We start from the raw sequence: 19,513 nt of genomic DNA, 5'->3' as shown, positions 1-19,513 counted from the left end.
GATGCGTTACCTGCCGCTGAGCGAGGCCGATCGCTCCGCCATGCTCGCCAAGATCGGGGCCTCCTCGATCGACGAACTGTTCAAGGACGTGCCGGAGGAGGCACGGCTCGCCGGGCCGATCGACGGCCTGCCGATGCACGCCAGCGAGATGGCGGTGGAGCGAGAACTGTCCGCGCTGGCCAGCAAGAACATGGTCGCGGGTGAAGTGCCCTTCTTCCTCGGCTGCGGCGCATACAAGCATCATGTTCCGGCGAGCGTCGACCACATCATCCAGCGCGGCGAATTCCTGACCGCTTACACGCCTTACCAGCCGGAAATTGCGCAGGGCACGCTGCAGGTCCTGTTCGAGTTCCAGACGCAGGTCGCGCGCCTGCTTGGCTGCGAGGTCGCCAACGCGTCGATGTACGACGGATCGACCGCTTGCTGGGAAGCCATCGGCATGGCGCGTCGGATCACCCGCAAGACCAAGGCAATCCTGTCGAACGGCCTTCACCCGCACTATGTATCGGTGTGCAGGACGATGGCCAAATTCACCGGTGACACGCTGGCGACCAGCAACCCGGTGCTCGAGGCCGCAACCGATGCCGAAGCCCTGATTGCAGCCATTGATGCCGACACCAGCTGTGTCGTCGTCCAGTATCCCGACATCCTCGGACGCATCACCGACCTGACACCGATCGCGGAGGCGGCGCACGCCAAGGGTGCGTTGCTGGTCGCGGTGGTGACCGAACCGGTGGCGCTCGGCCTGATCAAGGCGCCGGGCGAAATGGGCGCCGATATCGTCGTCGGCGAAGGCCAGTCGATCGGCGTCGGCCTGCAGTTCGGCGGCCCCTACGTCGGCCTCTTCGCCTGCCGCGAAAAGCATGTCCGCCAGATGCCGGGCCGCCTGGCCGGTGAAACGGTCGATGCGGAGGGCAAGCGCGGCTTCGTCCTCACGCTGTCGACGCGCGAGCAGCACATCCGCCGTGAGAAGGCGACGTCGAACATCTGCACCAATAGCGGCCTGTGCGCGCTGGCCTTCTCGGTTCATATGACCTTGCTCGGCGAACGCGGCCTCACCCAGCTTGCACAAGTAAATCACGCGCGCGCGTGCGAGGTGGCCGGACGGCTGGCGGCCATCCCGGGCGTCGAGGTCATCAATGACGCCTTTTTCAACGAATTCACGCTGAAGCTGCCGGTCGAAGCGCGGCCCGCCGTCCATGCGATGGTCGAAAAGGGCGTGCTCGGCGGCGTTTCGCTAGGCCGACTCTATCCCGGCGTTGATGCGCTCGCCAATGGACTTGTCGTCGCCGTGACGGAGGTCGTCAGCGACGAGGATATCGGCGCACTGGAAGCCGCGCTGAAGGAGGTGTGCCAGTGACCGCCGTCAATCCGTCGGGCTGGCGCCCGGCCACGCCGGTCGCGGGCGAAGGATCCGCCACCGCGACCGTTACCGGCAATCGCGCGCTGATGCTGGAAGAACCGCTGCTGTTCGAGATCGGACGGCGCGACCAGACCGGCGTCGATGTTGCTGCTGCGGGCGAGGGCGAAAGCCGCCTGGGCGGACTGGAGCGGGGAGGGGTCGACCTTCCAGGACTCAGCGAGCCCGAGGCGGTGCGCCACTATACCCGCCTGTCGCGTCAGAACTACGCCATCGACCTCGGCCTGTTCCCGCTCGGGTCGTGCACGATGAAGCATAATCCGCGGCTCAACGAGAAGATCGCTCGGCTTCCGGGCTTCGCGGACATCCATCCGCTACAGCCGAAGGAAACGGTGACCGGCGCGATCGAGCTGATCAACCGGCTCGCCTTCTGGCTGATCGACCTGACCGGCATGGAGGGGGTGGCGATGAGCCCCAAGGCCGGCGCACACGGCGAACTGTGCGGCTTGCTGTGCATTCGCGCCGCGCTCGAGGCCCGCGGCGATGCGCGACAGGTCGTGCTGGTGCCCGAAAGCGCTCACGGCACCAATCCGGCGACGGCGGCCTTCTGCGGATATCGGGTCGAGAATATCCCGGCGACCGCGGCGGGTCGGGTCGACCTTGAAGCGCTCAAGGCTCGGCTGGGTCCGGACGTTGCGGCGGTGATGATCACCAACCCCAACACCTGCGGCCTGTTCGAACCGGACATGAAGGCGATCAGCGATGCCGTCCACGCCGCCGGTGCATTCGTCTATTGCGACGGTGCGAACTTCAACGCCGTCGTCGGCCGGGTTCGTCCGGGCGACCTTGGGGTCGATGCGATGCACATCAACCTGCACAAGACCTTTTCCACTCCGCACGGCGGCGGTGGTCCCGGGTCGGGGCCGGTGGTGCTGTCGAAGGCGCTCTGCCCCTACGGCCCGCTGCCCTACACGGCGCGCTATGCCGACGGCACGGTGAAGCTGATCGAGGAAGAGGATGCCGGCGAGGAAATGCCGGACAGCTTCGGCCGGATGGTTGCCTTCCACGGTCAGATGGGCATGTTCACCCGCGCGCTGAGCTACATCCTCAGCCACGGCGCCGACGGCCTTCGTCAGGTCGCCGAGGACAGCGTGCTGAACGCCAACTACATCCTGCGCAGCCTGGAAGACGTGCTCGACGCGCCGTTCGCTCACTCGGGCCCATGCATGCACGAAGCGATCTTCAGCGATAAGGGCTTCGCGGACGGCTTCTCGACGATCGACGTCGCCAAGGCGCTGATCGACGAGGGCTTCCATCCGATGACAATGTACTTCCCGCTCGTCGTCCACGGCGCGATGCTGATCGAGCCGACCGAGACCGAATCCAAGGCCAACCTCGACCAGTTCATCGCCGCGCTACGCTCGATCGCGGAGCGGGCGCGGGCAGGGGATGCGGCGCTCAAGGAAGCCCCGATCTACGCACCGCGACGCCGCCTTGACGAGACGCTGGCCGCCCGCAAGCCGGTGCTTGCCTACCGAACGCCTGCGCCCGATGGCGCCGACAGTGGCGAGGGGGCCGGAATCGGGGGCGGATGATGAATCCGGAGCTTGCGCAATATGTCTTCCCGCTGATCGCCATCGCGATCGTGCTGGCGGTTCGGTTCCGCCGCATGTCGCGGGCGCAGCCGATGAAGCTGCAGCGGATGTGGGTCGCGCCGGCGATCCTGGCGGTTGTCGCCGTGCTTATCATTGCCGGGCACCCGCCGAGCCCGCTTGGCCTGTTGATCTGCTTCGCCGCGTTGCTGGTCGGCGCAGCGATCGGCTGGCACCGGGGCAAGCTGATGCGGATCGACTATGATCCCGAGACCAACGAGTTTTCGCAGCGGGCATCGCCGGCGGCGATGCTGCTGCTCGTCGGGGTGCTCGTCGTCCGGTTCGCGCTTCGGTCCTATTTTCAGGGCAATCCCGAACCGGGCAAACTCGACGAGAGCGCCCTGATCCTGACCGATGCGCTTCTCCTGTTCGCGGTGGGACTGATCAGCATGACTCGCGTCGAGATGGCCATCCGCGCGCGCAGCATGCTGGAACGCAGTGGCCGAAACCCGTGAGTTGGGCCACGCTTTTCACGCTGACCAACGTCATCGCGATGACGGGATGGGCGATGATCGCGTTCATGCCGCGGGGCCCGAAGGTAATGGCAGTAGTTCTCTACCTCGGTGTCGGACTGCTCTGCCTGGCCTATGCGGTCATGTTCGCCGGCCTCTTTTCCGGTGCATTCGACGCCGTGCGAGTAGCGGGCGCGACCACGCCCGACCTGCTTGATTACAATATTGCCGGCATCCGCAACCTGTTCATGAGCGACGGCGGCATCGTGCTGGGCTGGACCCACTACCTGGCATTCGACCTGTTCGTCGGTCAGTGGATCGCCAAGGATGCCGATCACAAGGGCTTTTCACGGATGGCGCAACTGCCGTTCCTGTTCGCGACTCTCATGGCTGGCCCGATCGGCCTGCTGCTGTGGATGGTCGTCCGCGAGCGGCGGGCGCGGGCGACGGCGCGCCGTGGCCCAGCCTAGCCTTCCACCGTATAATGTCGGCGATCTCGAAGGAGCGGATCGCCGCCATGCGCCAGCGGCAGCGCGCAATGTCGGCGCGATCGGCGACGTGCTGGCGGAGTGGCTTCCGCCCGGCGGCACGGTGCTCGAGATCGCCAGCGGAACCGGGGAACATGCGCTCGCTTTTGCCGGGCGCTTCCCCGACCTAACGTGGATTCCAAGCGACTTGGACCCTGTAGCGCTTCGGTCGATCCGCGCCTGGGCCAAGGACCGGCCCGTCAATCTATCGCCGCCGGTGGCGTTGGACGCATCCGACCCACCCTGGCCGGTCGAATCGGCGGACGCGGTCGTTTCGATCAACATGGTCCACATCGCGCCATGGGAGGCGGCGCTCGGGCTGCTCGAGGGCGCGGCGCGAATTTTGCCCGCCGGCGGTGTTCTCATCCTCTATGGACCATGGCGGGTGACGGGGCAGGCACTTGAGCCGTCGAATGAGGCGTTCGATCTTGACCTGAAGTCGCGCGACCCGCGGTGGGGATTGCGTGATACCGCGACCTTCGAGGGGGAAGCCGAGAAGCGCGGATTAGCCGCGATCGATCGGCGTCGCATGCCCGCCAACAACTTGATGCTGCTCTTCCGGCGAACATAGTGAAGTTTGCGCGATCCTGGAGAGCAGGAGGACCATCGCCGCAAGCAACCATCCACCCAAGACGTCGCTGGGCCAGTGAACGCCGAGGTAAGGCCGGCTAAGACCGATGGCGGCCGCCACGATCACGGCCACATTCAGGGCGAGCGCCCGATGCCTGGCAGGCGTGAGCGCCAGGGCGATCGCGACGAAGGCGATCATCGTATTGGCGGCATGGCCGGAGGGAAAGCTCGACGAACTGGTCAGGACAGGGTGCGCGTCGAAAGCGGGGCGTGGACGATCGTAGAGCAGTTTCAAGCCGTCATTGAGCAGCCGGCCGCCGACGACGGTCGCAGCGAGCACGCCTGCCTCCATTCGCTGTCTTTGGGAAAGGAGCCAAGCAGCCGCCACTGCCGTCGCACCCAGTGTTGCCCAGGCACTTCCAAGGTGAGTCAGCATGACAATCCACGGTGTTAACCATGGCGAAGCGTTACGGGCTTCGGCCAGGGTGGTGACGACGGTGCTGTCGACGGGGCTCGCCGCGCCGCCCGCCCAGCCGAGAAGAAGGAAGATGCCCCCAGCAGGGCGATAATGGCAATGTGGAGGCGCATCTTTTGGTCACACCCGATAACTTTAAACGATGATTAACTTGCCTCGTATATCGAAGCCTCATGGACGAGAGCATTCAAACAACGAACCGACGTTTGCGCCGCTCCAATGTTCTCATGGCGGCAACGCTCGAGCTGTCGGGGGAGGCCATCGCGGTCAAGCTTCGCAACCTGTCGGCCGAAGGGGCGCTCGTCCAGGGTGACCGGTTGCCGGTCGAAGGGTCGCAGCTCCAGTTTCGCAAGGGCGATCTTTGCGTCCCGGGCCGGGTAGCCTGGTCGAACGGAAGCCAGGCAGGAATTGCGTTCGCCAAGTCGCTCGCCCCAGCCCAGGTCCTTCGTCACATTCCCGTGCCGCGTCCTCGCGTCGCTCCGAAATTCAATCGGCCAGGGCTCACCAACTCCGCGCTGACGCCGCAGGAGCGCGATTTCGCGGAGCGTTGCCTGTTCTCCAAGCCGATTGGTCCGCTGGGCGACTGACGTCTAACCGGCGGCGCGCAGCGTCTGTTGGTGTCCTTGCAGGAATTCGACCAGGGTCGGCAATGCGACCAGGCGATTGAAGGTCAGCCCCACGAAGCCGTCACCGGACCAGCGAACGACGCCGTGGATCGGTGGCAGGCTACCCAGTGACAAGACGCTTTCGCTCATCGGGGCAAACCGCGTCTCGCATTTTACCTTGGCACCGCCCTGCGAAATATCGACGAGCCGCACTCGCGCGATGTCCGCGCCCTGGCGAAGAGTGGCGGGCGCATCGACCTCGATCCTTGGCATTCGCGGACGCGGACCGCTCATCGATACCGAGAGCAGGTCGATGACATCGACCTTTTCGTCAAAGACGATCCCGACCTGGTTGCCGCGCACCCAGTGAGCGCGGCCGCTGACCGGCTGCCCGCATTTCAACTCAATCGTCAGCCGTTCCTCAACCTCGATTGGGCCATAGGCGCGGATCATCATTCCGCCAGCGCTGATGTTCTTGATGAGGCAAAGTTCCCGGCGGTTGCCGAGGGTGATGGAGCCGACACGAAACAGCGTCATGTGCCGCTGATCCTCGCGGCGGCAATCTGGCTCGGGAGCATAGTCCGACAGCGAGTAGAGGGTCGTTTCGACTGGTTCTTCGTCCACCGGCGAGTTCCTTGCGCGTTCCACCGCACACCAAGAAGATGCGTCCGTCGATCACAATGCTTCGGATTGATTTCCAAGAGGTTGACGAAGGTTCCGATGCGGAGCGGGCGATGCCGGCGGAAATATTCGGCGAAGACGGCGTTGTCGTTCCGCCAGCGCGGGGCGCGCGTCACGGATCAATGACGGAGGCTGCATGAACAAGATCTTCCTTACGGCCATTCTGGCGAGCGTCGCCGCAGCGGCCGCTGCCCAGACGGCGCCGGCCGAAGCGCCGCAACAGGCGCCAGCACCAGCTGCGGAGACCGCGCCGGCGCCGGGCCCGGCGTCCACCCCGGCTCCGGCGGCGACGACAACGCCTGCCGCGAGTCAGCCGGAGGTAGATGCTCGCGGAATCCCCGTCGTGTCGGCTCCGGCTGCGGCCCCGGCCGGTACGAATGTCCCGGTCACCGCACCGACAGGCGCGCAAGTGGTCGTCAATCCAAACCAGGCCGAGGCCTTTGCGCCAGGGGCTGCCCCGGTGATCGACCTTCCGGCATGCAGCAAGACCGTTACCGACCGCTGCAAGCAGACTTACGAGCGCGGCAAACGGTAAATCGCCAAGCAAGCGGGCTCCGCCGATCGGCGGCGGGACCCGCTATTGTCTTGATCTCGACATAGGCGTAGCCTTCGATCGAAGGGTCGGGAATGCCGATGTCGGTCTCGCTCGCGTTGAAACTGGCGACCATGGCTGCGACAGCCATCGCCTCTCCGTTGTCCACCGCACCAACATATCCTCAGGTCAAGGCAGGCGCAGGCGCAGGCGCAGGTGCCGGCATACCGGTCGAGACGGTCGACCTGGTTCGCTTCCGGGTGGAGCCGGAGGATCGGATGGTCGTTCGTGTGCTGGCGCCGGGCCCGACGGCGCTGAATTTTCTTATCGACACGGCGGCCGAACGGAGCGCGATCAGCCGCGAAGCGGCGCAACGGCTGGGACTGCGGCCGGCGGGGCCGGTTTCGATCGTATCGTTCGGCGGATCCCACAACGTGCCGACCGTTCGCGTGCCCAGCCTCCACTTCAGCAAGACGACGCGCAATGATCTTGTCGTCTTGACGTTCCCGGACGAAATCATCGGCGCCGACGGGTTCCTCGGTGTCGATGCGCTTCAGGACAAAAAGATCGAGTTCGACTTCGTTCGGGACCGGATGACGGTTCGCCATGCCAGGGCCGTCGCCGGCGAATTCGAAATGCTCGAGTCGACCACGGTTAAGGCCTCCCGCCGAAACGGTCGGCTCGTTTTCAGTGATGCGATGGTCAATGGCGTCAAGGCGGACGTACTGCTCGATACCGGGTCGAGCATCACCATCGGCAATCTGGCGCTACGTGACGCGTTGCGGGCCAAGGGGCGCCTTGGACCGACGGTGCCGGTACGGCTTCTGTCGATCACGGGCGAAATCATCGTCGCCGATTATGGGACGGTGAAGGACGTCATGCTGAACGGGGTAGAGTTTTTAAGCATGCCGATGGCGTTTTCGACCCAGGAACCGTTCAGGGCGCTGTCGCTGGACCGGAAGCCGGCGGTTCTGCTGGGTATGGATGCCCTTCGCACATTCGGCGGCGTGATGGTGGATTTCCGGAGCCGCAACGTGCGGTTCGCCGCACGCAACGACGGCGATACGACCTTCCGGATCTTCGGCCATCGTTCGAGGGGACGATAAGATCGGGGCAACCCGGCCCGGGGGCACCATATCCGGCAACAGCAGCAGCGCCGCCAAGTTACTGGAAAATATGGTGAGCCGTGCTGGATTCGAACCAGCGACCTACTGATTAAAAGTCAGTTGCTCTACCGACTGAGCTAACGGCCCTCACAGACGGGGCCGCGTTAGCGTGGCGGTGCGCGATTGCCAAGCGATCAGCTTGTCCGGATCGTTGGCGCGGATGGCGGGTCCGATCGGACGATGAGTACCCGAGTGCCGACCTTCGCAATTTCGAACAGCTTGGCGGCAAACTCCGTCGGTGTCCCGATGCAACCGTGAGTGGCGGCGCCCCAGCGCACGTCGCTGCCGTGAATGGCGACGCCGTCACCGGTGAGCCGCATCGTGTATGGCATTTCCGCGTCGTACAGGCTGGAACGATGGTTCCGGCCTTTCCACAGGATGGGGAAGGTGCCGAGCGGAGTCTCCTTCGAATCCGCCCCGTAGAGGACAACGGCGCTGCCGATCTCATGTCCGCCGCGGAAAACCGACAGAAGCTGCGTGCGAAGGTCAACCCGCACCCACACCTCTCCGCCGTTTTCCGGAACATCGTCCCAGAGATAATCGCCATACTCGAGCCGTTCGCCGACCGGCAGGAGGGAGCGGATATCCTGAAGCCAGGTGCCGCTGGCCGCAGCCTCGCGGCGCTGGGCATCGCTGAGCAGCACGCGTCCGTCGCTTGCCGGCGGCGGCGCAAGCTGCGCCGCTGGCCGGGGCGCCGGCCTGTCCGGACGCTGGGTCGCGGCGAAAAGTCCAACGGCGGTCAGAAAGGCCACGGCGATCGGCGCCGCGACAGTCCGTGTCGACATCACACGGCGGGCGCGAGGATCCGCTCGCGCCGCTGACGGCGAAGTGCGGATCCGATCGCCCCAAATCCGATCAGCAGCATCGCCCAGGTCGACGGCTCGGGCACGGCCGGAACCGGTGGAGTGCCAGGATTATCGGTTGGGGTATTGCCGCCGCCGCCGCCGCCACTTCCGCAGCACCCGCCACCGCCGCCACCACCGCTTCCGCCGCCGCCGCCGAAGGTCACCGGCGGCGATATGGACCCGGGCGCAAAGCTTGCGAGCTGGAATTCTGGCGGCGCCTCGGGCGGAAGGAACGGGCTTCCCTCGACGGCCTGCGGCATCGCCGGCGGCAGGGTCTTTGCAACTGCCGGCCACGACGCGGAGGAAAGCACCCGGTACTGCCGTTTCGTCTTCGTCAGCTCGCCTTTGGTTCGTTCGCCGGGCGACCGCTGATCGAGAAGCGCCATGATGCTTTGGACGCTGGACGCGCCAGGAACATCGACACCATGCTTGGCGAGGATGTTGATCGCGACCGGAGCGGTGCCGACCGTCATCAGGCCAGCCGCGATCGCCGCAGGAATCCATTTCCTGTGCTTCTGGCGGCGGCGCCTGCGAAAGATAACGTCGTGACCCATCTGCCTTCAGAATTAACGGAAATTTACCACCAGACCCAGCAATTCCATATACTTGTGCTGATTCGGGACGGTTTTCTCAGATAGGCTTAACGCGCCTTAAGGGTAAAGGTGCCGTTTACCAATTCGGGCTAAAAGGTGGGTTGCCGTTGCCCCCCCGTCCAGTCGCCAGTGCGGCGCAATGGATGCGAGCGGGGCAAGCACGAACGGGCGTTCCGATAGCCGGGGATGCGGGATTTGCAGCCGGCGCGTGCGTACCGGCGGTCCGTCCCACGCGACGATGTCGAGATCGAGCACGCGTGCGCCCCATCGCTTGCCTGCCCGACGGCCGAAGGCTCGCTCCAACTTCTTCAGGGTGGTCAACATCGCTGGGGGATCGAGCCGGCTTTCCACCAGGGCAACGGCGTTCGCAAAATCGCGACCCGCGCCGCCGACGGCCGCGTTGCCAATGATCGTGGACGCATCGAACAGGTCGAATTCCTGGTCGAGAGCGGCGACAGCCGCCGCCACGACACCCGCCGGCGGTCCATGACGGACGTGCCGTCGGTTGGAACCGATCGCGATGGCGTAGAGATGGATTGCGTCGCTCATCCGCGCTCGCCTAGGCATTACCGATGCTAACCGCCACCCCCGCCGAGCGATCGCCGCTGCCCGATGCCGAAGCGCTTCGCGATTGTCCGCTGTGCCCGCGGCTGGTCGCGCTACGCCGCGAATGCCGCGTGGAGTTCCCGGATTGGTGGAACGCGCCGGTTCCCGCGTTCGGTGACCGGCAGGCGTGGCTGGCGATCATCGGGCTGGCGCCTGGCAAGCATGGCGCAAACCGCACCGGACGTCCGTTCACCGGCGACTATGCGGGTGACCTGCTCTACGCGACGCTGGCCAAATTCGGGCTAAGCGAGGGGAATTACGCTGCCGATCCGGGCGACGGCTTGCGGTTGCGGGGCGCCATCATCCTCAACGCCGTCAAGTGCCTTCCGCCGCAGAACAAGACCCTTCCGGTCGAGGAAGCCAACTGCCGGCCGTTCCTGATGGAGGCGATTGCCAGTCTGCCCAACCTGACGACCTTCATCGCGCTCGGGAAGGTCGCTCACGACAGCCTCTGCCGAAGCTTCGGTTTGTCGCCGGCACGGTCGAAGTTCGCCCACGGCGCGGTTCACCAGATTTCGGACGACTTGCGATTGGTCGATAGCTATCACTGCAGCCGCTACAACCAGAACACGCGACGGCTCGACGCCGGTATGTTCGAATCCGTTTTTGCCGAGGCGTTGGCATTCCGCCCGGCCACACTGGACTGAACCATGGACCATTTTCACTACGTCGACGGCGTCCTGCGCTGCGAAGACGTGCCGCTTGCGGACATTGCCGATGAAGTCGGCACTCCCGTTTATGTCTATTCGACCGCGACCCTCGTTCGTCATGCGCGAGCCATGCAGCGGGCGCTGGCGGGCCTCGACGATCCGCTGATCGCCTACGCGGTGAAGGCCAATCCCAATCCGGCGGTGCTGGCGACGCTGGCGCGAGAAGGGCTGGGCGCTGACATCGTGTCGATCGGCGAATATCGCCGCGCGCGGGCCGCTGGTGTCCCGCCCGGGAAGATCCTGTTCTCCGGCGTCGGCAAGACGGCTTCGGAAATGGAGGAGGCGCTGCTCGGCGGGGTTCTCCAGTTCAACCTGGAATCGGTCGAGGAAGCCCGCACCCTGTCGGACGTCGCCGTGCGCGTTGGGCAGACCGCGCCGATCGCTTTCCGGTTGAACCCCGACGTTGACGCCGGCACCCACGCCAAGATCACCACCGGCAACGCCGACAACAAGTTCGGTATTCCCGCGTCGCAGGCGCTGGAGGCGTTCCGCACCGCGCATGGGCTCCCCGGTCTCGAGATTTGCGGGGTGACCGTCCACATCGGCAGCCAGCTGACAAGCCTTGCGCCGCTGGAATCGGCGTTCGAGCGGCTTGGCCGGTTCATCGCCAGCATGCGCGATGAAGGCATGCCATTGAAAATTGCCGACCTCGGCGGCGGCCTGGGCGTTCCCTACGGGCCGGGCCAGCCGGAACCGCCGAGCCCCGACGCCTATGGCGCGATGGTCGAGCGCGTCACTCGGGATTGGGGCGTGAGGTTAGCGTTCGAACCCGGGCGCCTGATCAGCGGCAACGCCGGCGTACTTCTGGCCCGGGTCGTCCGTGTCAAACCGGGCGAGTACCACCCCTGGCTCATCGTCGATGCGGCGATGAACGACCTGATGCGACCGGCGCTTTACGACGCCTACCATCATCTCGATGCCGTCGTACCCAGCGGCGAACGCATGACGGCCAATGTCGTCGGCCCGGTGTGCGAGAGCGGCGATACGTTCGCCATGGGCCGCGACATGGACGCGGTGGGAGAGGGTGACCTGGTCGTTTTCCGCACCGCGGGCGCGTACGGAGCTGCAATGTCGAGCGGCTACAACAGCCGCGAGCTGACCCCGAAGTGTTGGTCGACGGCGATCGTTGGGCGCTGGTCCGCAAGCGGATCGACCTCGCCGAGGCGGCGGCGATGCCCCTGCCGAAATGGCTGTCCGGCCGCTGACCTAGATGTCCTGGGTCAGCCGTCCGTAAAGTTCCGGCCGGCGATCGCGGAAGAAGCCAAAGGCGGCGCGGTGGCGCTTGGCCTGGTCGATGTCGAGCGTCGCGACAAGGACACCGGTCTCATCGGCGCCGAACTCGGCGAGCAGGTCTCCGCGCTCGTCACAGATGAAACTATGGCCGTAGAAACGCTGGCCGCACTCGGTGCCGATGCGGTTGGCGGCGACGACCGGCACGACATTGCTGACCGCATGTCCGATCATTGCCCGCCGCCAGAGGCGCGACGTGTCGAGGTCGGGATCATGCGGTTCGGTGCCGATCGCGGTCGGGTAGAACAGGACTTGCGCGCCCATCAGCATCATCGCGCGCGCGGTTTCCGGATACCACTGGTCCCAGCAGATGCCGACACCCAGCGTCGTCTCCGCGCCCGGCCAGACCTTGAATCCGGTGTTCCCTGGCCGGAAGTAGAACTTTTCCTCATAGCCCGGGCCATCGGGGATGTGGCTCTTGCGATAGACGCCGGCAACCGCGCCATCCGGATTGATCATCGCCAACGAGTTGTAGTGATGCGGACCGTCCGCCTCGAAAAAGCTGGTCGGGATCCAGATCCCGAGTTCCTTCGCCAGCGCCTGCATCGCGACTACCGAAGGATGTTCCGCGGTCGGCCTGGCGGTCGCAAACAGCCCTTCGTCCTCGACGCGGCAAAAATAGGGGCCCTCGAACAGTTCCGGCGGCAGCACGACTTGCGCGCCCTTCGACGCCGCCTCGCGCACCAGGTCGGACACGTTGGCGATATTCTTCGCGGTGTCCTCGCCGAACGCGAGCTGCAGCGCCGCAACGGTGATCTTCTGGGTCATTGGGGTACCTGCTGGCTGATGCAGTGAAAACTTCCGCCGCCGGTCAGGACATGGTCGGCGCGAAGCCCGATAACGCGCCGGTCGGGGAAGATGTCCTGCAGCGCCGCAACCGCGACAGCATCATTGGGCGAGCCATATTGCGGAACGACGACGGCGGCATTGCCGATGTAGAAGTTCATGTAGCTCGCGGGGATGATCTCGCCGTCGCGCTCGACGCGGCCGGGGGACGGGATCGCGACGACCTCCAGATCGGCGTCAAGCAGCGCGACCGCCGCCTCGGCGTAGGCGTCGGCGTTGGGGTCGTCATCCGTCGCTTCGGGAACCACGACGCGCCCGACGCCGACGAAGCGGGCCAGGTTGTCAACGTGACCGTCGGTGTGGTCGTTCTCAAGGCCGTCGCCGAGCCACACCACCATCGTCGCACCAAGATCGCGCCGGAGCCGGGTTTCGACCTCTTCCTGGTCGAAGCCGGGATTGCGGTTCGGGTTAAGCAGGCATTGCTCGGTGGTGAGAAAGGTGCCGGTCCCGTCACCGTCGATGGCGCCGCCTTCCAGCACCCAGTCGGCTTTCGAATAGGCAAGGCCAGCGCCGGTCGCTAGGCGTTCGCCGATGGTGTCGTCGCCCGGCAGGTCGTACTTGTCGCCCCAGCCGTTGAACCGGAACCCCTGCGCCCGGCGATCCGCGCTGGTGCCGACGATGATCGCCCCCGTATCGCGCAGCCAGATATCACCGAAGGGTTCGACCACCACCGTCGCAAACGGCGCCAGCCGCCGTGCCGCTGCCGCAGCGGTCTCGTCGGCGGCGACAAGGCGGACTTCCTCGCCGGCACCGTCCGCATGGATGGCTTCGGCGAAGGCGGCAACCTCGGCCTGGGCCGGCGCAAGGTCGTCTTCCCAAAGGCTCGCATCGCTTGGGAAGCCGATCCAGACGGCATCGTGTGGCGCCCATTCGGCGGGTGGCGGGGTAGTCATGCGGGGCGCCTATCCGATTGATCCCGCCAACGCAAAGCGAAGGGCCACTGGCCAGCGGCAGATCGCCTGCTAGGGTCGCTCGCAAATTAGGGAGGATGTCGATGCGTGCGATGTGGATGGTGGCGCTGTTTGCCGGCGTGGCGAGTCCGGCGATGGCGAAGGTCGACTATGCCATCGACCTGACGAAGCCCGAGCACCACAGCGGAAAGGTAACAATCACCTTCCCGGCCGCGGCCGGGGACACGCTCGACGTCAAGATGCCGGCGTGGCGGACCGGTCGCTACTCGATCCTGAATCTCGCCAATGGAGTCAGCGGCTTCACCGCGACCGATGCGTCGGGGCGCAAGCTTGGATGGCAAAAGGTGGACAAGTCGACGTGGCGGATTCGCCGCGCGTCGGGGCAGCCGGTGACCGTGACCTATGACGTGTTCGGTAACGAGCTTGGCCTCCGGTCGCGGCACATCGACGACAGCCATGCCTATCTCGATGCCTCCGGCGTGTTCATGTACGCCGACCGCCACCGCCAAGAACCGGTCAGCGTCGCATTGAGTATGCCGGGCAGCTGGCGCGCGTTTTCCGGCATGGAGCCGAACGGTCGCGGCCGATTCACCGCCCCCAACTGGGACGTTCTCGTCGACAGCCCGATCGAGGCAGGACCGCACCAGTTGCGCACCTTCGACGCCGACGGTCGCCGCTACGAACTGGTGATCTGGGGGAAGGGCAATCACGACGGCGACCGGATGGTCGCCGATCTGAAGAAAATGGTCCCGCAGTCGCAGACCATCTGGAAGGGCTATCCGTTCCGGCGCTACCTGTTCATCGTCCACGCCACCGATGGCGTCGGAGGGGCGACCGAGCACAAGAATTCGACTGTGATCCAGCTGCCCCGCTACCGTTTCGCCCCGCGCGATCGCTACATGGGCTTCCTCGGTACCGCGAGCCACGAGTTCATCCATACGTGGAACGTCAAGGCGTACCGTGCCGGGGCCATGGTGCCGTACGATTACGAGAAAGAGAATTACACCGACCTGCTGTGGGTGCACGAAGGGTCGACCGAATATTTTACGCCGCACCTCTTGCTGCGCTCCGGCCTGATGAAGCCCGATGAATATTTCGGCGAGCTTGCCGACGCTATCGATGCAAACAAGAACCGTCCCGGGCGTCTCGTGAAGTCGGTCGCCGAAGCGTCGTTCGACGAGTGGATGTCGCCCAGCGGCAATCGCGCCAACAACGCCTGGGTGAACATCTATTCGGAGGGAGCGATCGCGTCCTGGGCGCTCGATATTGCCTTGCTCCAGGACACGGGTGGCCGGGTGTCGTACCGCGATGTGCACCAGCGATTGTATGAGCGTTTCGGCAACGGCGCTCGCGGGTTCACGTCGGCCGACATGCGGGCGATCCTGGCTGAGCTCACGGGGCACAGTTGGGACGCGTGGTGGGCGAAATACGTCGATGCGCCGAGCGACGTCGATTTCGCGGCCTTGCTGGCCCCAGTCGGGCTGACCCTCGACATGGGCGGGGCGCCGACGGTCGCCAAGGCCGGATGGTCCGCCGACGCGAGCGGCGGGGCGATGAAGCTGACCGCCGTGACCCGTGACGGACCAGCCTGGAACGCTGGCCTGGAAACCGACGACATTCTCGTCGCGATCGACGGCAAGCGGGTCGACGAAGGCCGCTTCGCCACGATCCTTGGCGACTACAAGCCCGGCGACACCGTCACCGTCTCCTTCTTCCGCCGCGACGAGCTTCAGGAAAGGAAGCTGGTGCTTGGCGGCCGGCCCGCGAAGTCGCCGAGCGTGCGTCTTGCCGACAATCCGACCGCACAGCAGAAGGCGTTGTTCCAGCGCTGGCTGCTCGTTCCGTATCCGGCCAAGTAGGACGCAACGAAGAAGGGCGGCCCTTTCGGACCGCCCTTCGTGAACTCCGGAATTTGGTCCGCTTATCGCGAATAGAATTCAACGACGAGGTTCGGTTCCATCTTCACCGGGTAGGGGACTTCGTCGAGCGTGGGCACGCGCGAGAAAGTGACCTTGGCGGTGCCGTCGGCAACAACGTAGTCGGGGATGTCGCGCTCGGCGAGGCTCTGCGCTTCCATCACCAGCGCCATTTCCTGCGCCTTCTTGCCCAGCGTGATTTCGCTGCCGACGTCGACGCGGCGCGACGCGATGTTGCACTTCACGCCGTTGACGAAGATGTGGCCATGGCTGACCAGCTGGCGCGCGGCCCAGATCGTCGGCGCGAACTTGGCGCGATAGACGATCATGTCGAGGCGGCGCTCGAGCAGGCCGATGAGGTTCTGCGACGCGTCACCCTTCATCCGGCTGGCGGTCTGGAACGTCTGCTTGAACTGCTTTTCGGTGACGTCGCCGTAATAGCCCTTGAGCTTCTGCTTGGCGCGCAGCTGGATACCGAAGTCGCTGATCTTCGACTTGCGGCGCTGGCCGTGCTGGCCGGGACCATATTCGCGGCGGTTGACCGGGCTCTTGGGACGTCCGAAGACGTTTTCGCCCATGCGGCGGTCGAGCTTATACTTGGCGCTTGAGCGCTTCGACATCGATATTCTCCAATTTGCTACTTCGTGTGCGTGTGCCCGGACCGCACCGCCCGACCAGATGTCGGACGCGACCACCGCTTCACCGGGCGTGCAGGGTCAATTGCGAAGGCGGCCGCCTAGACGGGAAGGGGCGCAAGGTCAAGGCTTTGCAAGCCGGGGCGGGCAACGCATAGGGCAGCGATGTTCACCGCACCCGATCCTGCCGATTGCCAGACAATGACCGAGGTTCGTGATGGCGTCGATGAGGTCGATCGCCGCGTCGTCGAGTTGCTGGCCCGCCGCTTCGCCTATATGGACGCCGCTGCCCGCATCAAGCCGACCCGGGACGTCGTCCGCGATGAGGCGCGTAAGGCCGAGGTAAAGGCCAAGGTTGATGCCGAGGCAATGCGGCTCGATGTCGATCGTGCCCTGTGCGACCGCCTGTATGAAGATCTTATCGAGACATCGATCGCGCACGAACTCAAGCGCTGGGAAACTCTCCATGGCGGCTGACCAGGTGGTCGATCCGGCCCGCTTGCCACGTTGGCCGGTACTCCTGGCGCTGATCGCTCTCGTTGCTTCGGCCTTCGCCGTCCCCTGGAACCATGATGAGGGGCAATATGTCGCCGCCACCGCACTGGTCGGACGCGGGCTGATCCCGTTCCGCGACTTCGCCTATCTTCAGACACCGTTGCAGCCATTCATCCTTGCCCCGCTCGAGCTGGCGATGCCGGGCTGGCTGTACCTGGGAAGCCGCCTGGCCAACGCGGCCGCGGTGGCCGTGGCGTTGATGCTCCTTGGCCGGACGGCGGCGGTTCTGGCGGGCGATCGACGCGCGGGGATTGCGGCGGTCCTTCTCGCACTCGTGACCGATAGCGTCCTTTTTGCTGGAAGCGTTGCCCGCAACGACGCCCTGCCATTCCTCTTTCTCGTCATCGGGCTGGAACGTCTCTACGCCGTGAAAGACGTAGGGGCAGGTCGTGCATTCATCGCGGGCCTCGCCGTCGCCGCCGCCGCATCGACCAAGATCAGCTATGCTTTCCCGACCGCGGCCATCGCGCTGCAAGCCGCCTGGGCGTGCCGGCGCGGCGACCGGCCCGCTCTCGCCTTGCTGGCAGGAAGCGCACTCGCGACCATTCCGACGTTGATACTGTTCCTGCTCGCGCCGGCGCAGTTCCTGTTCGGGTCTTGCATTACAGCGTGGACGCGGTCGCGGCCTGGCAGGAACTGATCGGGAAGGCGCATCGGTTGTCGTGGAGCAGCCGCTTGCCGAGAATAGTCATGTTCCTGGCTCAGGGGCCGCTGTTGTGGCTCGGCCTGGCCGCGTTGTGGATTCGCTTCCGCAGCCGATCGGATGTCGGCGGCGCAGCGACCCTGCCGATAGCGCTTGGACCCATTGTCGTGTTGACGGTCGCTGCGATCGTGCTGCCCATGCCGCCGTTCCGTCATTATATGCTGCCGATCGTCGCGCCGCTAATCCTGTGGCTGGCGAAGTATGGCTGGCGATCGGTCGCGCCGCGGCTGAACCGGCCTTTGACGCCCGGAACGCTGGGGGTGCTTGGGGTGATCCTGGTGTCGGGGACGGCGCGGACGATCGTCGATTCGGTCCGGTCGCCACCTGACTTGAGACTCCTGGCGGTCGAGCGGCAGGCGCATGCGCTCGCAAAGTTTGGTGACCCGGCCGAAGGATTGGTTGCCGGCCTGGAGCCTGTGCGGCTGATCGACAGCGGACTGCCGTTCGATCCGCGCTTCGCGACAGGCCCATTCCTCTTTCGGGCCGGAAATCTCGTCCGCTGCGACGATCCTACTCTATGTCCGGCGACCTTCGACACGCTTGATCATCTCGCCGACAGCCGCCCGGCCATGATCATCACCGGTCATGAACGAGCGACCCCCAAGGCACTAGCTGGCGGGCTTGACGGCAGCCTGGAGCGATGGATGCGACGGTCGGGTTATCGCCGCGTGGCGACGGCCGGCCTCACTTCGGTCTGGAAGTCGTCATGGCGCGGATCATCCCGCGCAGCGCCTTGATCTCGCGGGTCGACCAGCGCGCCTTGCTCAGGATCGTCCGGATCGTGGCCTGTGTCGCCGGGGTGCGTTCCGGAGGGTAAAAATAGCCTGCCTCGTCGAGCGAATCGTTGAGCTGGCCAATCAGCCCCTCGAGATCATTCATCGGTGCCGGCGGCTCTTCCTCCTTGGCGGTCGGCTGGGCGAGTTCTGCGCCGCGTGACCATTCGTAGGCGAGAAGAATGACGGCCTGAGCCAGGTTGAGGCTGCCGAATTGCGGATTGATCGGCACTGTGACGATCTTCGAAGCCAGCGCGACATCCTCGCTTTCGAGCCCGGAGCGTTCCGGACCGAACAGGATCGCGCTTCGCCCGCCCGCCGACCGAATTTCGCCAGCCATCTGTTCGGGGCCGACCACCGGCATGACGAGGTCGCGGCGGCGCACCGTCGACGCGTAGACTAGCGAACAATCGGCGATGGCGTCGGCCACGCTGTCGAACACTTCCGCCTTCTCGAGCACGATGTCGGCGCCGCTCGCTGCGGGGCCGGCCTCCGGGTTGGGCCAGCCATCGCGTGGCGTTACGAGGCGCATCTCGGTCAACCCGAAATTGAGCATGGCCCGCGCCGCCTTGCCGATGTTCTGGCCGAGCTGGGGGCGGACGAGGATGATGACCGGCGGCGGGGAGCCGCTCACAGCAGCTTGTCCTGGCCGGGCGGCACCGACTCGCGCTCGACCTTCTCGGCGAACTCGGCGAAATCGGACGGGTCGGAGAAGTCGCGGTAGATGCTGGCGAAGCGGATGTAAGCGACATGGTCGAGGGTCTTGAGACCGGCCATGACCGCCTCGCCGATCTGTGCGCTGCTGACCTCGTCGCCCTGCGTTTCCAGCTGGCGTTGGACGCCGCTGACGAACTGGTCGATCTTTTCCGGGCTGATGTCGCGCTTGCGGGTCGAATGGCCGATCGCGCGCTGCAGCTTCTCGCGGTCGAAGGGTTCGCGCTTCCCGTCGCTCTTCAATACGGTCAGCTCGCGCAGCTGCACGCGCTCGAACGTGGTGAAGCGCGCGCCGCAGCCCTCGCACTGGCGGCGGCGGCGGATCGACGTGCCGTCCTCGCTCGGTCGGCTGTCTTTGACCTGGCTATTGTCGTGGGCGCAGAACGGACAGCGCAA

At 65.4% G+C, this 19,513-nt stretch carries 23 protein-coding genes, 1 tRNA gene and 1 pseudogene; 14 read left to right on the top strand and 11 right to left on the bottom strand.

The genetic code is table 11. The features are described from left to right. The first annotated feature begins 1 nt into the window (after position 1). The 5 genes from gcvPA to H9L12_RS06310 are packed head-to-tail and all read left to right on the top strand — an operon-like array spanning position 2 to position 4,562. On the top strand, positions 2-1,360 hold the full coding sequence (gene gcvPA / locus H9L12_RS06330) for an aminomethyl-transferring glycine dehydrogenase subunit GcvPA (RefSeq protein WP_187543073.1): 1,359 nt from the start codon (positions 2-4) through the stop codon (positions 1,358-1,360). Then, positions 1,357-2,955, top strand: a complete 1,599-nt coding sequence (gene gcvPB, locus H9L12_RS06325) for an aminomethyl-transferring glycine dehydrogenase subunit GcvPB (RefSeq protein WP_187543072.1) — start codon at positions 1,357-1,359, stop codon at positions 2,953-2,955. The genes gcvPA and gcvPB overlap by 4 nt, the downstream gene beginning before the upstream one ends. Next, positions 2,952-3,467: a CcdC protein domain-containing protein gene (locus H9L12_RS06320; protein ID WP_187543071.1), complete on the top strand. Its 516-nt coding sequence runs from the start codon at positions 2,952-2,954 to the stop codon at positions 3,465-3,467. Before gcvPB ends, H9L12_RS06320 begins: the two co-directional genes overlap by 4 nt. Further along, positions 3,464-3,934 carry an ABA4-like family protein gene (locus tag H9L12_RS06315; protein ID WP_187543070.1) on the top strand — a complete coding sequence of 157 codons (471 nt, stop codon included), beginning with the start codon at positions 3,464-3,466 and terminating at the stop codon, positions 3,932-3,934. Before H9L12_RS06320 ends, H9L12_RS06315 begins: the two co-directional genes overlap by 4 nt. Further along, positions 3,921-4,562, top strand: a complete 642-nt coding sequence (locus H9L12_RS06310; RefSeq protein ID WP_187543069.1) for a DUF938 domain-containing protein — start codon at positions 3,921-3,923, stop codon at positions 4,560-4,562. The genes H9L12_RS06315 and H9L12_RS06310 overlap by 14 nt, the downstream gene beginning before the upstream one ends. On the opposite strand, the gene H9L12_RS06305 is transcribed toward H9L12_RS06310, so the two are convergent. Further along, positions 4,497-4,901 carry a phosphatase PAP2 family protein gene (locus H9L12_RS06305; protein WP_223177156.1) on the bottom strand — a complete coding sequence of 135 codons (405 nt, stop codon included), beginning with the start codon at positions 4,899-4,901 and terminating at the stop codon, positions 4,497-4,499. The genes H9L12_RS06310 and H9L12_RS06305 overlap by 66 nt on opposite strands. Positions 4,902-5,263: 362 nt before the next feature. Between H9L12_RS06305 and H9L12_RS06300 the strand changes: the two genes are divergently transcribed. Further along, the gene (locus H9L12_RS06300) at positions 5,264-5,623 is read left to right on the top strand and encodes a PilZ domain-containing protein (RefSeq protein WP_187543068.1); all 360 of its coding nucleotides are present in this window, start codon (positions 5,264-5,266) and stop codon (positions 5,621-5,623) included. 3 nt (positions 5,624-5,626) lie between these two features. Here H9L12_RS06300 and H9L12_RS06295 read toward each other — a convergent pair whose 3' ends face one another. Continuing rightward, entirely contained in the window at positions 5,627-6,265 is a 639-nt protein-coding gene (locus tag H9L12_RS06295; RefSeq protein WP_187543067.1) for a PilZ domain-containing protein, read from the bottom strand. Positions 6,266-6,458: 193 nt separating this feature from the next. On the opposite strand from H9L12_RS06295, the gene H9L12_RS06290 reads away from it, so the two are divergent. Both H9L12_RS06290 and H9L12_RS06285 read left to right on the top strand, forming a co-directional pair. Then, positions 6,459-6,857, top strand: a complete 399-nt coding sequence (locus tag H9L12_RS06290; RefSeq protein ID WP_187543066.1) for a hypothetical protein — start codon at positions 6,459-6,461, stop codon at positions 6,855-6,857. A 92-nt stretch (positions 6,858-6,949) separates the two neighbouring features. Continuing rightward, positions 6,950-7,960 carry an aspartyl protease family protein gene (locus H9L12_RS06285; protein ID WP_187543065.1) on the top strand — a complete coding sequence of 337 codons (1,011 nt, stop codon included), beginning with the start codon at positions 6,950-6,952 and terminating at the stop codon, positions 7,958-7,960. A gap of 71 nt (positions 7,961-8,031) precedes the next feature. On the opposite strand, the gene H9L12_RS06280 is transcribed toward H9L12_RS06285, so the two are convergent. The 4 genes from H9L12_RS06280 to folK all read right to left on the bottom strand — a co-directional run bounded on the left by H9L12_RS06280 (position 8,032) and on the right by folK (position 10,007). Then, a tRNA-Lys gene (locus H9L12_RS06280) sits at positions 8,032-8,107 on the bottom strand. Between the two features lie 47 nt (positions 8,108-8,154). Continuing rightward, positions 8,155-8,772 (bottom strand): L,D-transpeptidase family protein, encoded by a 618-nt coding sequence (locus H9L12_RS06275; RefSeq protein WP_246450667.1) that lies wholly within the window; start codon positions 8,770-8,772, stop codon positions 8,155-8,157. 32 nt (positions 8,773-8,804) lie between these two features. Then, a complete protein-coding gene (locus H9L12_RS13495) occupies positions 8,805-9,419 on the bottom strand; it encodes a PEPxxWA-CTERM sorting domain-containing protein (protein ID WP_246450666.1) in 615 nt (204 codons plus the stop codon). A 96-nt stretch (positions 9,420-9,515) separates the two neighbouring features. Then, positions 9,516-10,007 (bottom strand): 2-amino-4-hydroxy-6-hydroxymethyldihydropteridine diphosphokinase, encoded by a 492-nt coding sequence (gene folK, locus H9L12_RS06265; protein ID WP_187543063.1) that lies wholly within the window; start codon positions 10,005-10,007, stop codon positions 9,516-9,518. Positions 10,008-10,030: 23 nt separating this feature from the next. Between folK and H9L12_RS06260 the strand changes: the two genes are divergently transcribed. Both H9L12_RS06260 and lysA read left to right on the top strand, forming a co-directional pair. After that, positions 10,031-10,711, top strand: a complete 681-nt coding sequence (locus H9L12_RS06260; protein WP_187543062.1) for a uracil-DNA glycosylase — start codon at positions 10,031-10,033, stop codon at positions 10,709-10,711. 3 nt (positions 10,712-10,714) lie between these two features. Continuing rightward, positions 10,715-11,979, top strand: a pseudogene (gene lysA, locus H9L12_RS06255) (diaminopimelate decarboxylase). Between the two features lies 1 nt (position 11,980). Here lysA and aguB read toward each other — a convergent pair. Then, positions 11,981-12,832, bottom strand: coding sequence for an N-carbamoylputrescine amidase (gene aguB / locus H9L12_RS06250; protein WP_187543061.1), 852 nt, complete (start codon positions 12,830-12,832; stop codon positions 11,981-11,983). Beyond that, complete coding sequence (locus H9L12_RS06245) at positions 12,829-13,803, bottom strand: agmatine deiminase family protein (RefSeq protein WP_187543060.1); 975 nt, start codon at positions 13,801-13,803, stop codon at positions 12,829-12,831. The genes aguB and H9L12_RS06245 overlap by 4 nt, the downstream gene beginning before the upstream one ends. Before the next feature lie 101 nt (positions 13,804-13,904). Between H9L12_RS06245 and H9L12_RS06240 the strand changes: the two genes are divergently transcribed. Further along, positions 13,905-15,680 carry a M61 family metallopeptidase gene (locus H9L12_RS06240; protein WP_187543059.1) on the top strand — a complete coding sequence of 592 codons (1,776 nt, stop codon included), beginning with the start codon at positions 13,905-13,907 and terminating at the stop codon, positions 15,678-15,680. A 62-nt stretch (positions 15,681-15,742) separates the two neighbouring features. Here the strand turns inward: H9L12_RS06240 and rpsD are convergent, their stop codons facing one another. After that, the gene (gene rpsD / locus H9L12_RS06235; RefSeq protein WP_187543058.1) at positions 15,743-16,357 is read right to left on the bottom strand and encodes a 30S ribosomal protein S4; all 615 of its coding nucleotides are present in this window, start codon (positions 16,355-16,357) and stop codon (positions 15,743-15,745) included. 180 nt (positions 16,358-16,537) lie between these two features. On the opposite strand from rpsD, the gene H9L12_RS06230 reads away from it, so the two are divergent. The 3 genes from H9L12_RS06230 to H9L12_RS06220 are packed head-to-tail and all read left to right on the top strand — an operon-like array spanning position 16,538 to position 18,367. Further along, positions 16,538-16,849, top strand: a complete 312-nt coding sequence (locus H9L12_RS06230) for a chorismate mutase (protein WP_187543057.1) — start codon at positions 16,538-16,540, stop codon at positions 16,847-16,849. Next, positions 16,839-17,567, top strand: coding sequence for a hypothetical protein (locus H9L12_RS06225; RefSeq protein WP_187543056.1), 729 nt, complete (start codon positions 16,839-16,841; stop codon positions 17,565-17,567). Before H9L12_RS06230 ends, H9L12_RS06225 begins: the two co-directional genes overlap by 11 nt. Further along, complete coding sequence (locus tag H9L12_RS06220; RefSeq protein ID WP_187543055.1) at positions 17,537-18,367, top strand: hypothetical protein; 831 nt, start codon at positions 17,537-17,539, stop codon at positions 18,365-18,367. Before H9L12_RS06225 ends, H9L12_RS06220 begins: the two co-directional genes overlap by 31 nt. Here the strand turns inward: H9L12_RS06220 and H9L12_RS06215 are convergent. Both H9L12_RS06215 and nrdR read right to left on the bottom strand, forming a co-directional pair. Then, positions 18,315-19,037, bottom strand: a complete 723-nt coding sequence (locus H9L12_RS06215) for an RNA methyltransferase (RefSeq protein WP_187543054.1) — start codon at positions 19,035-19,037, stop codon at positions 18,315-18,317. The two genes, H9L12_RS06220 and H9L12_RS06215, sit on opposite strands and share 53 nt — an antisense overlap. Then, positions 19,034-19,513 (bottom strand): transcriptional regulator NrdR, encoded by a 480-nt coding sequence (gene nrdR, locus H9L12_RS06210; RefSeq protein ID WP_187543053.1) that lies wholly within the window; start codon positions 19,511-19,513, stop codon positions 19,034-19,036. Before nrdR ends, H9L12_RS06215 begins: the two co-directional genes overlap by 4 nt.

The organism is Sphingomonas rhizophila (genome assembly GCF_014396585.1).
GTDB lineage: Bacteria > Pseudomonadota > Alphaproteobacteria > Sphingomonadales > Sphingomonadaceae > Sphingomicrobium > Sphingomicrobium rhizophilum.
The sequence above is the reverse complement of the archived record's forward strand: the minus strand, read 5'-3'. Positions and strand labels throughout refer to the sequence as shown.

What these genes read in the sequence shown, in the direction of transcription:
- H9L12_RS06240 (WP_187543059.1), top strand. Translation starts at nt 13,905, where the DNA reads ATGCGTGCGATGTGGATGGTGGCGCTGTTTGCCGGCGTGGCGAGTCCG.
- aguB (WP_187543061.1), bottom strand. Translation starts at nt 12,832, where the DNA reads ATGACCCAGAAGATCACCGTTGCGGCGCTGCAGCTCGCGTTCGGCGAG.
- H9L12_RS06320 (WP_187543071.1), top strand. Translation starts at nt 2,952, where the DNA reads ATGATGAATCCGGAGCTTGCGCAATATGTCTTCCCGCTGATCGCCATC.
- H9L12_RS06230 (WP_187543057.1), top strand. Translation starts at nt 16,538, where the DNA reads ATGTTCACCGCACCCGATCCTGCCGATTGCCAGACAATGACCGAGGTT.
- H9L12_RS06285 (WP_187543065.1), top strand. Translation starts at nt 6,950, where the DNA reads ATGCCGATGTCGGTCTCGCTCGCGTTGAAACTGGCGACCATGGCTGCG.
- rpsD (WP_187543058.1), bottom strand. Translation starts at nt 16,357, where the DNA reads ATGTCGAAGCGCTCAAGCGCCAAGTATAAGCTCGACCGCCGCATGGGC.
- H9L12_RS13495 (WP_246450666.1), bottom strand. Translation starts at nt 9,419, where the DNA reads ATGGGTCACGACGTTATCTTTCGCAGGCGCCGCCGCCAGAAGCACAGG.
- H9L12_RS06300 (WP_187543068.1), top strand. Translation starts at nt 5,264, where the DNA reads ATGGCGGCAACGCTCGAGCTGTCGGGGGAGGCCATCGCGGTCAAGCTT.
- H9L12_RS06225 (WP_187543056.1), top strand. Translation starts at nt 16,839, where the DNA reads ATGGCGGCTGACCAGGTGGTCGATCCGGCCCGCTTGCCACGTTGGCCG.
- H9L12_RS06290 (WP_187543066.1), top strand. Translation starts at nt 6,459, where the DNA reads ATGAACAAGATCTTCCTTACGGCCATTCTGGCGAGCGTCGCCGCAGCG.
- H9L12_RS06260 (WP_187543062.1), top strand. Translation starts at nt 10,031, where the DNA reads ATGCTAACCGCCACCCCCGCCGAGCGATCGCCGCTGCCCGATGCCGAA.
- gcvPA (WP_187543073.1), top strand. Translation starts at nt 2, where the DNA reads ATGCGTTACCTGCCGCTGAGCGAGGCCGATCGCTCCGCCATGCTCGCC.
- folK (WP_187543063.1), bottom strand. Translation starts at nt 10,007, where the DNA reads ATGAGCGACGCAATCCATCTCTACGCCATCGCGATCGGTTCCAACCGA.
- H9L12_RS06245 (WP_187543060.1), bottom strand. Translation starts at nt 13,803, where the DNA reads ATGACTACCCCGCCACCCGCCGAATGGGCGCCACACGATGCCGTCTGG.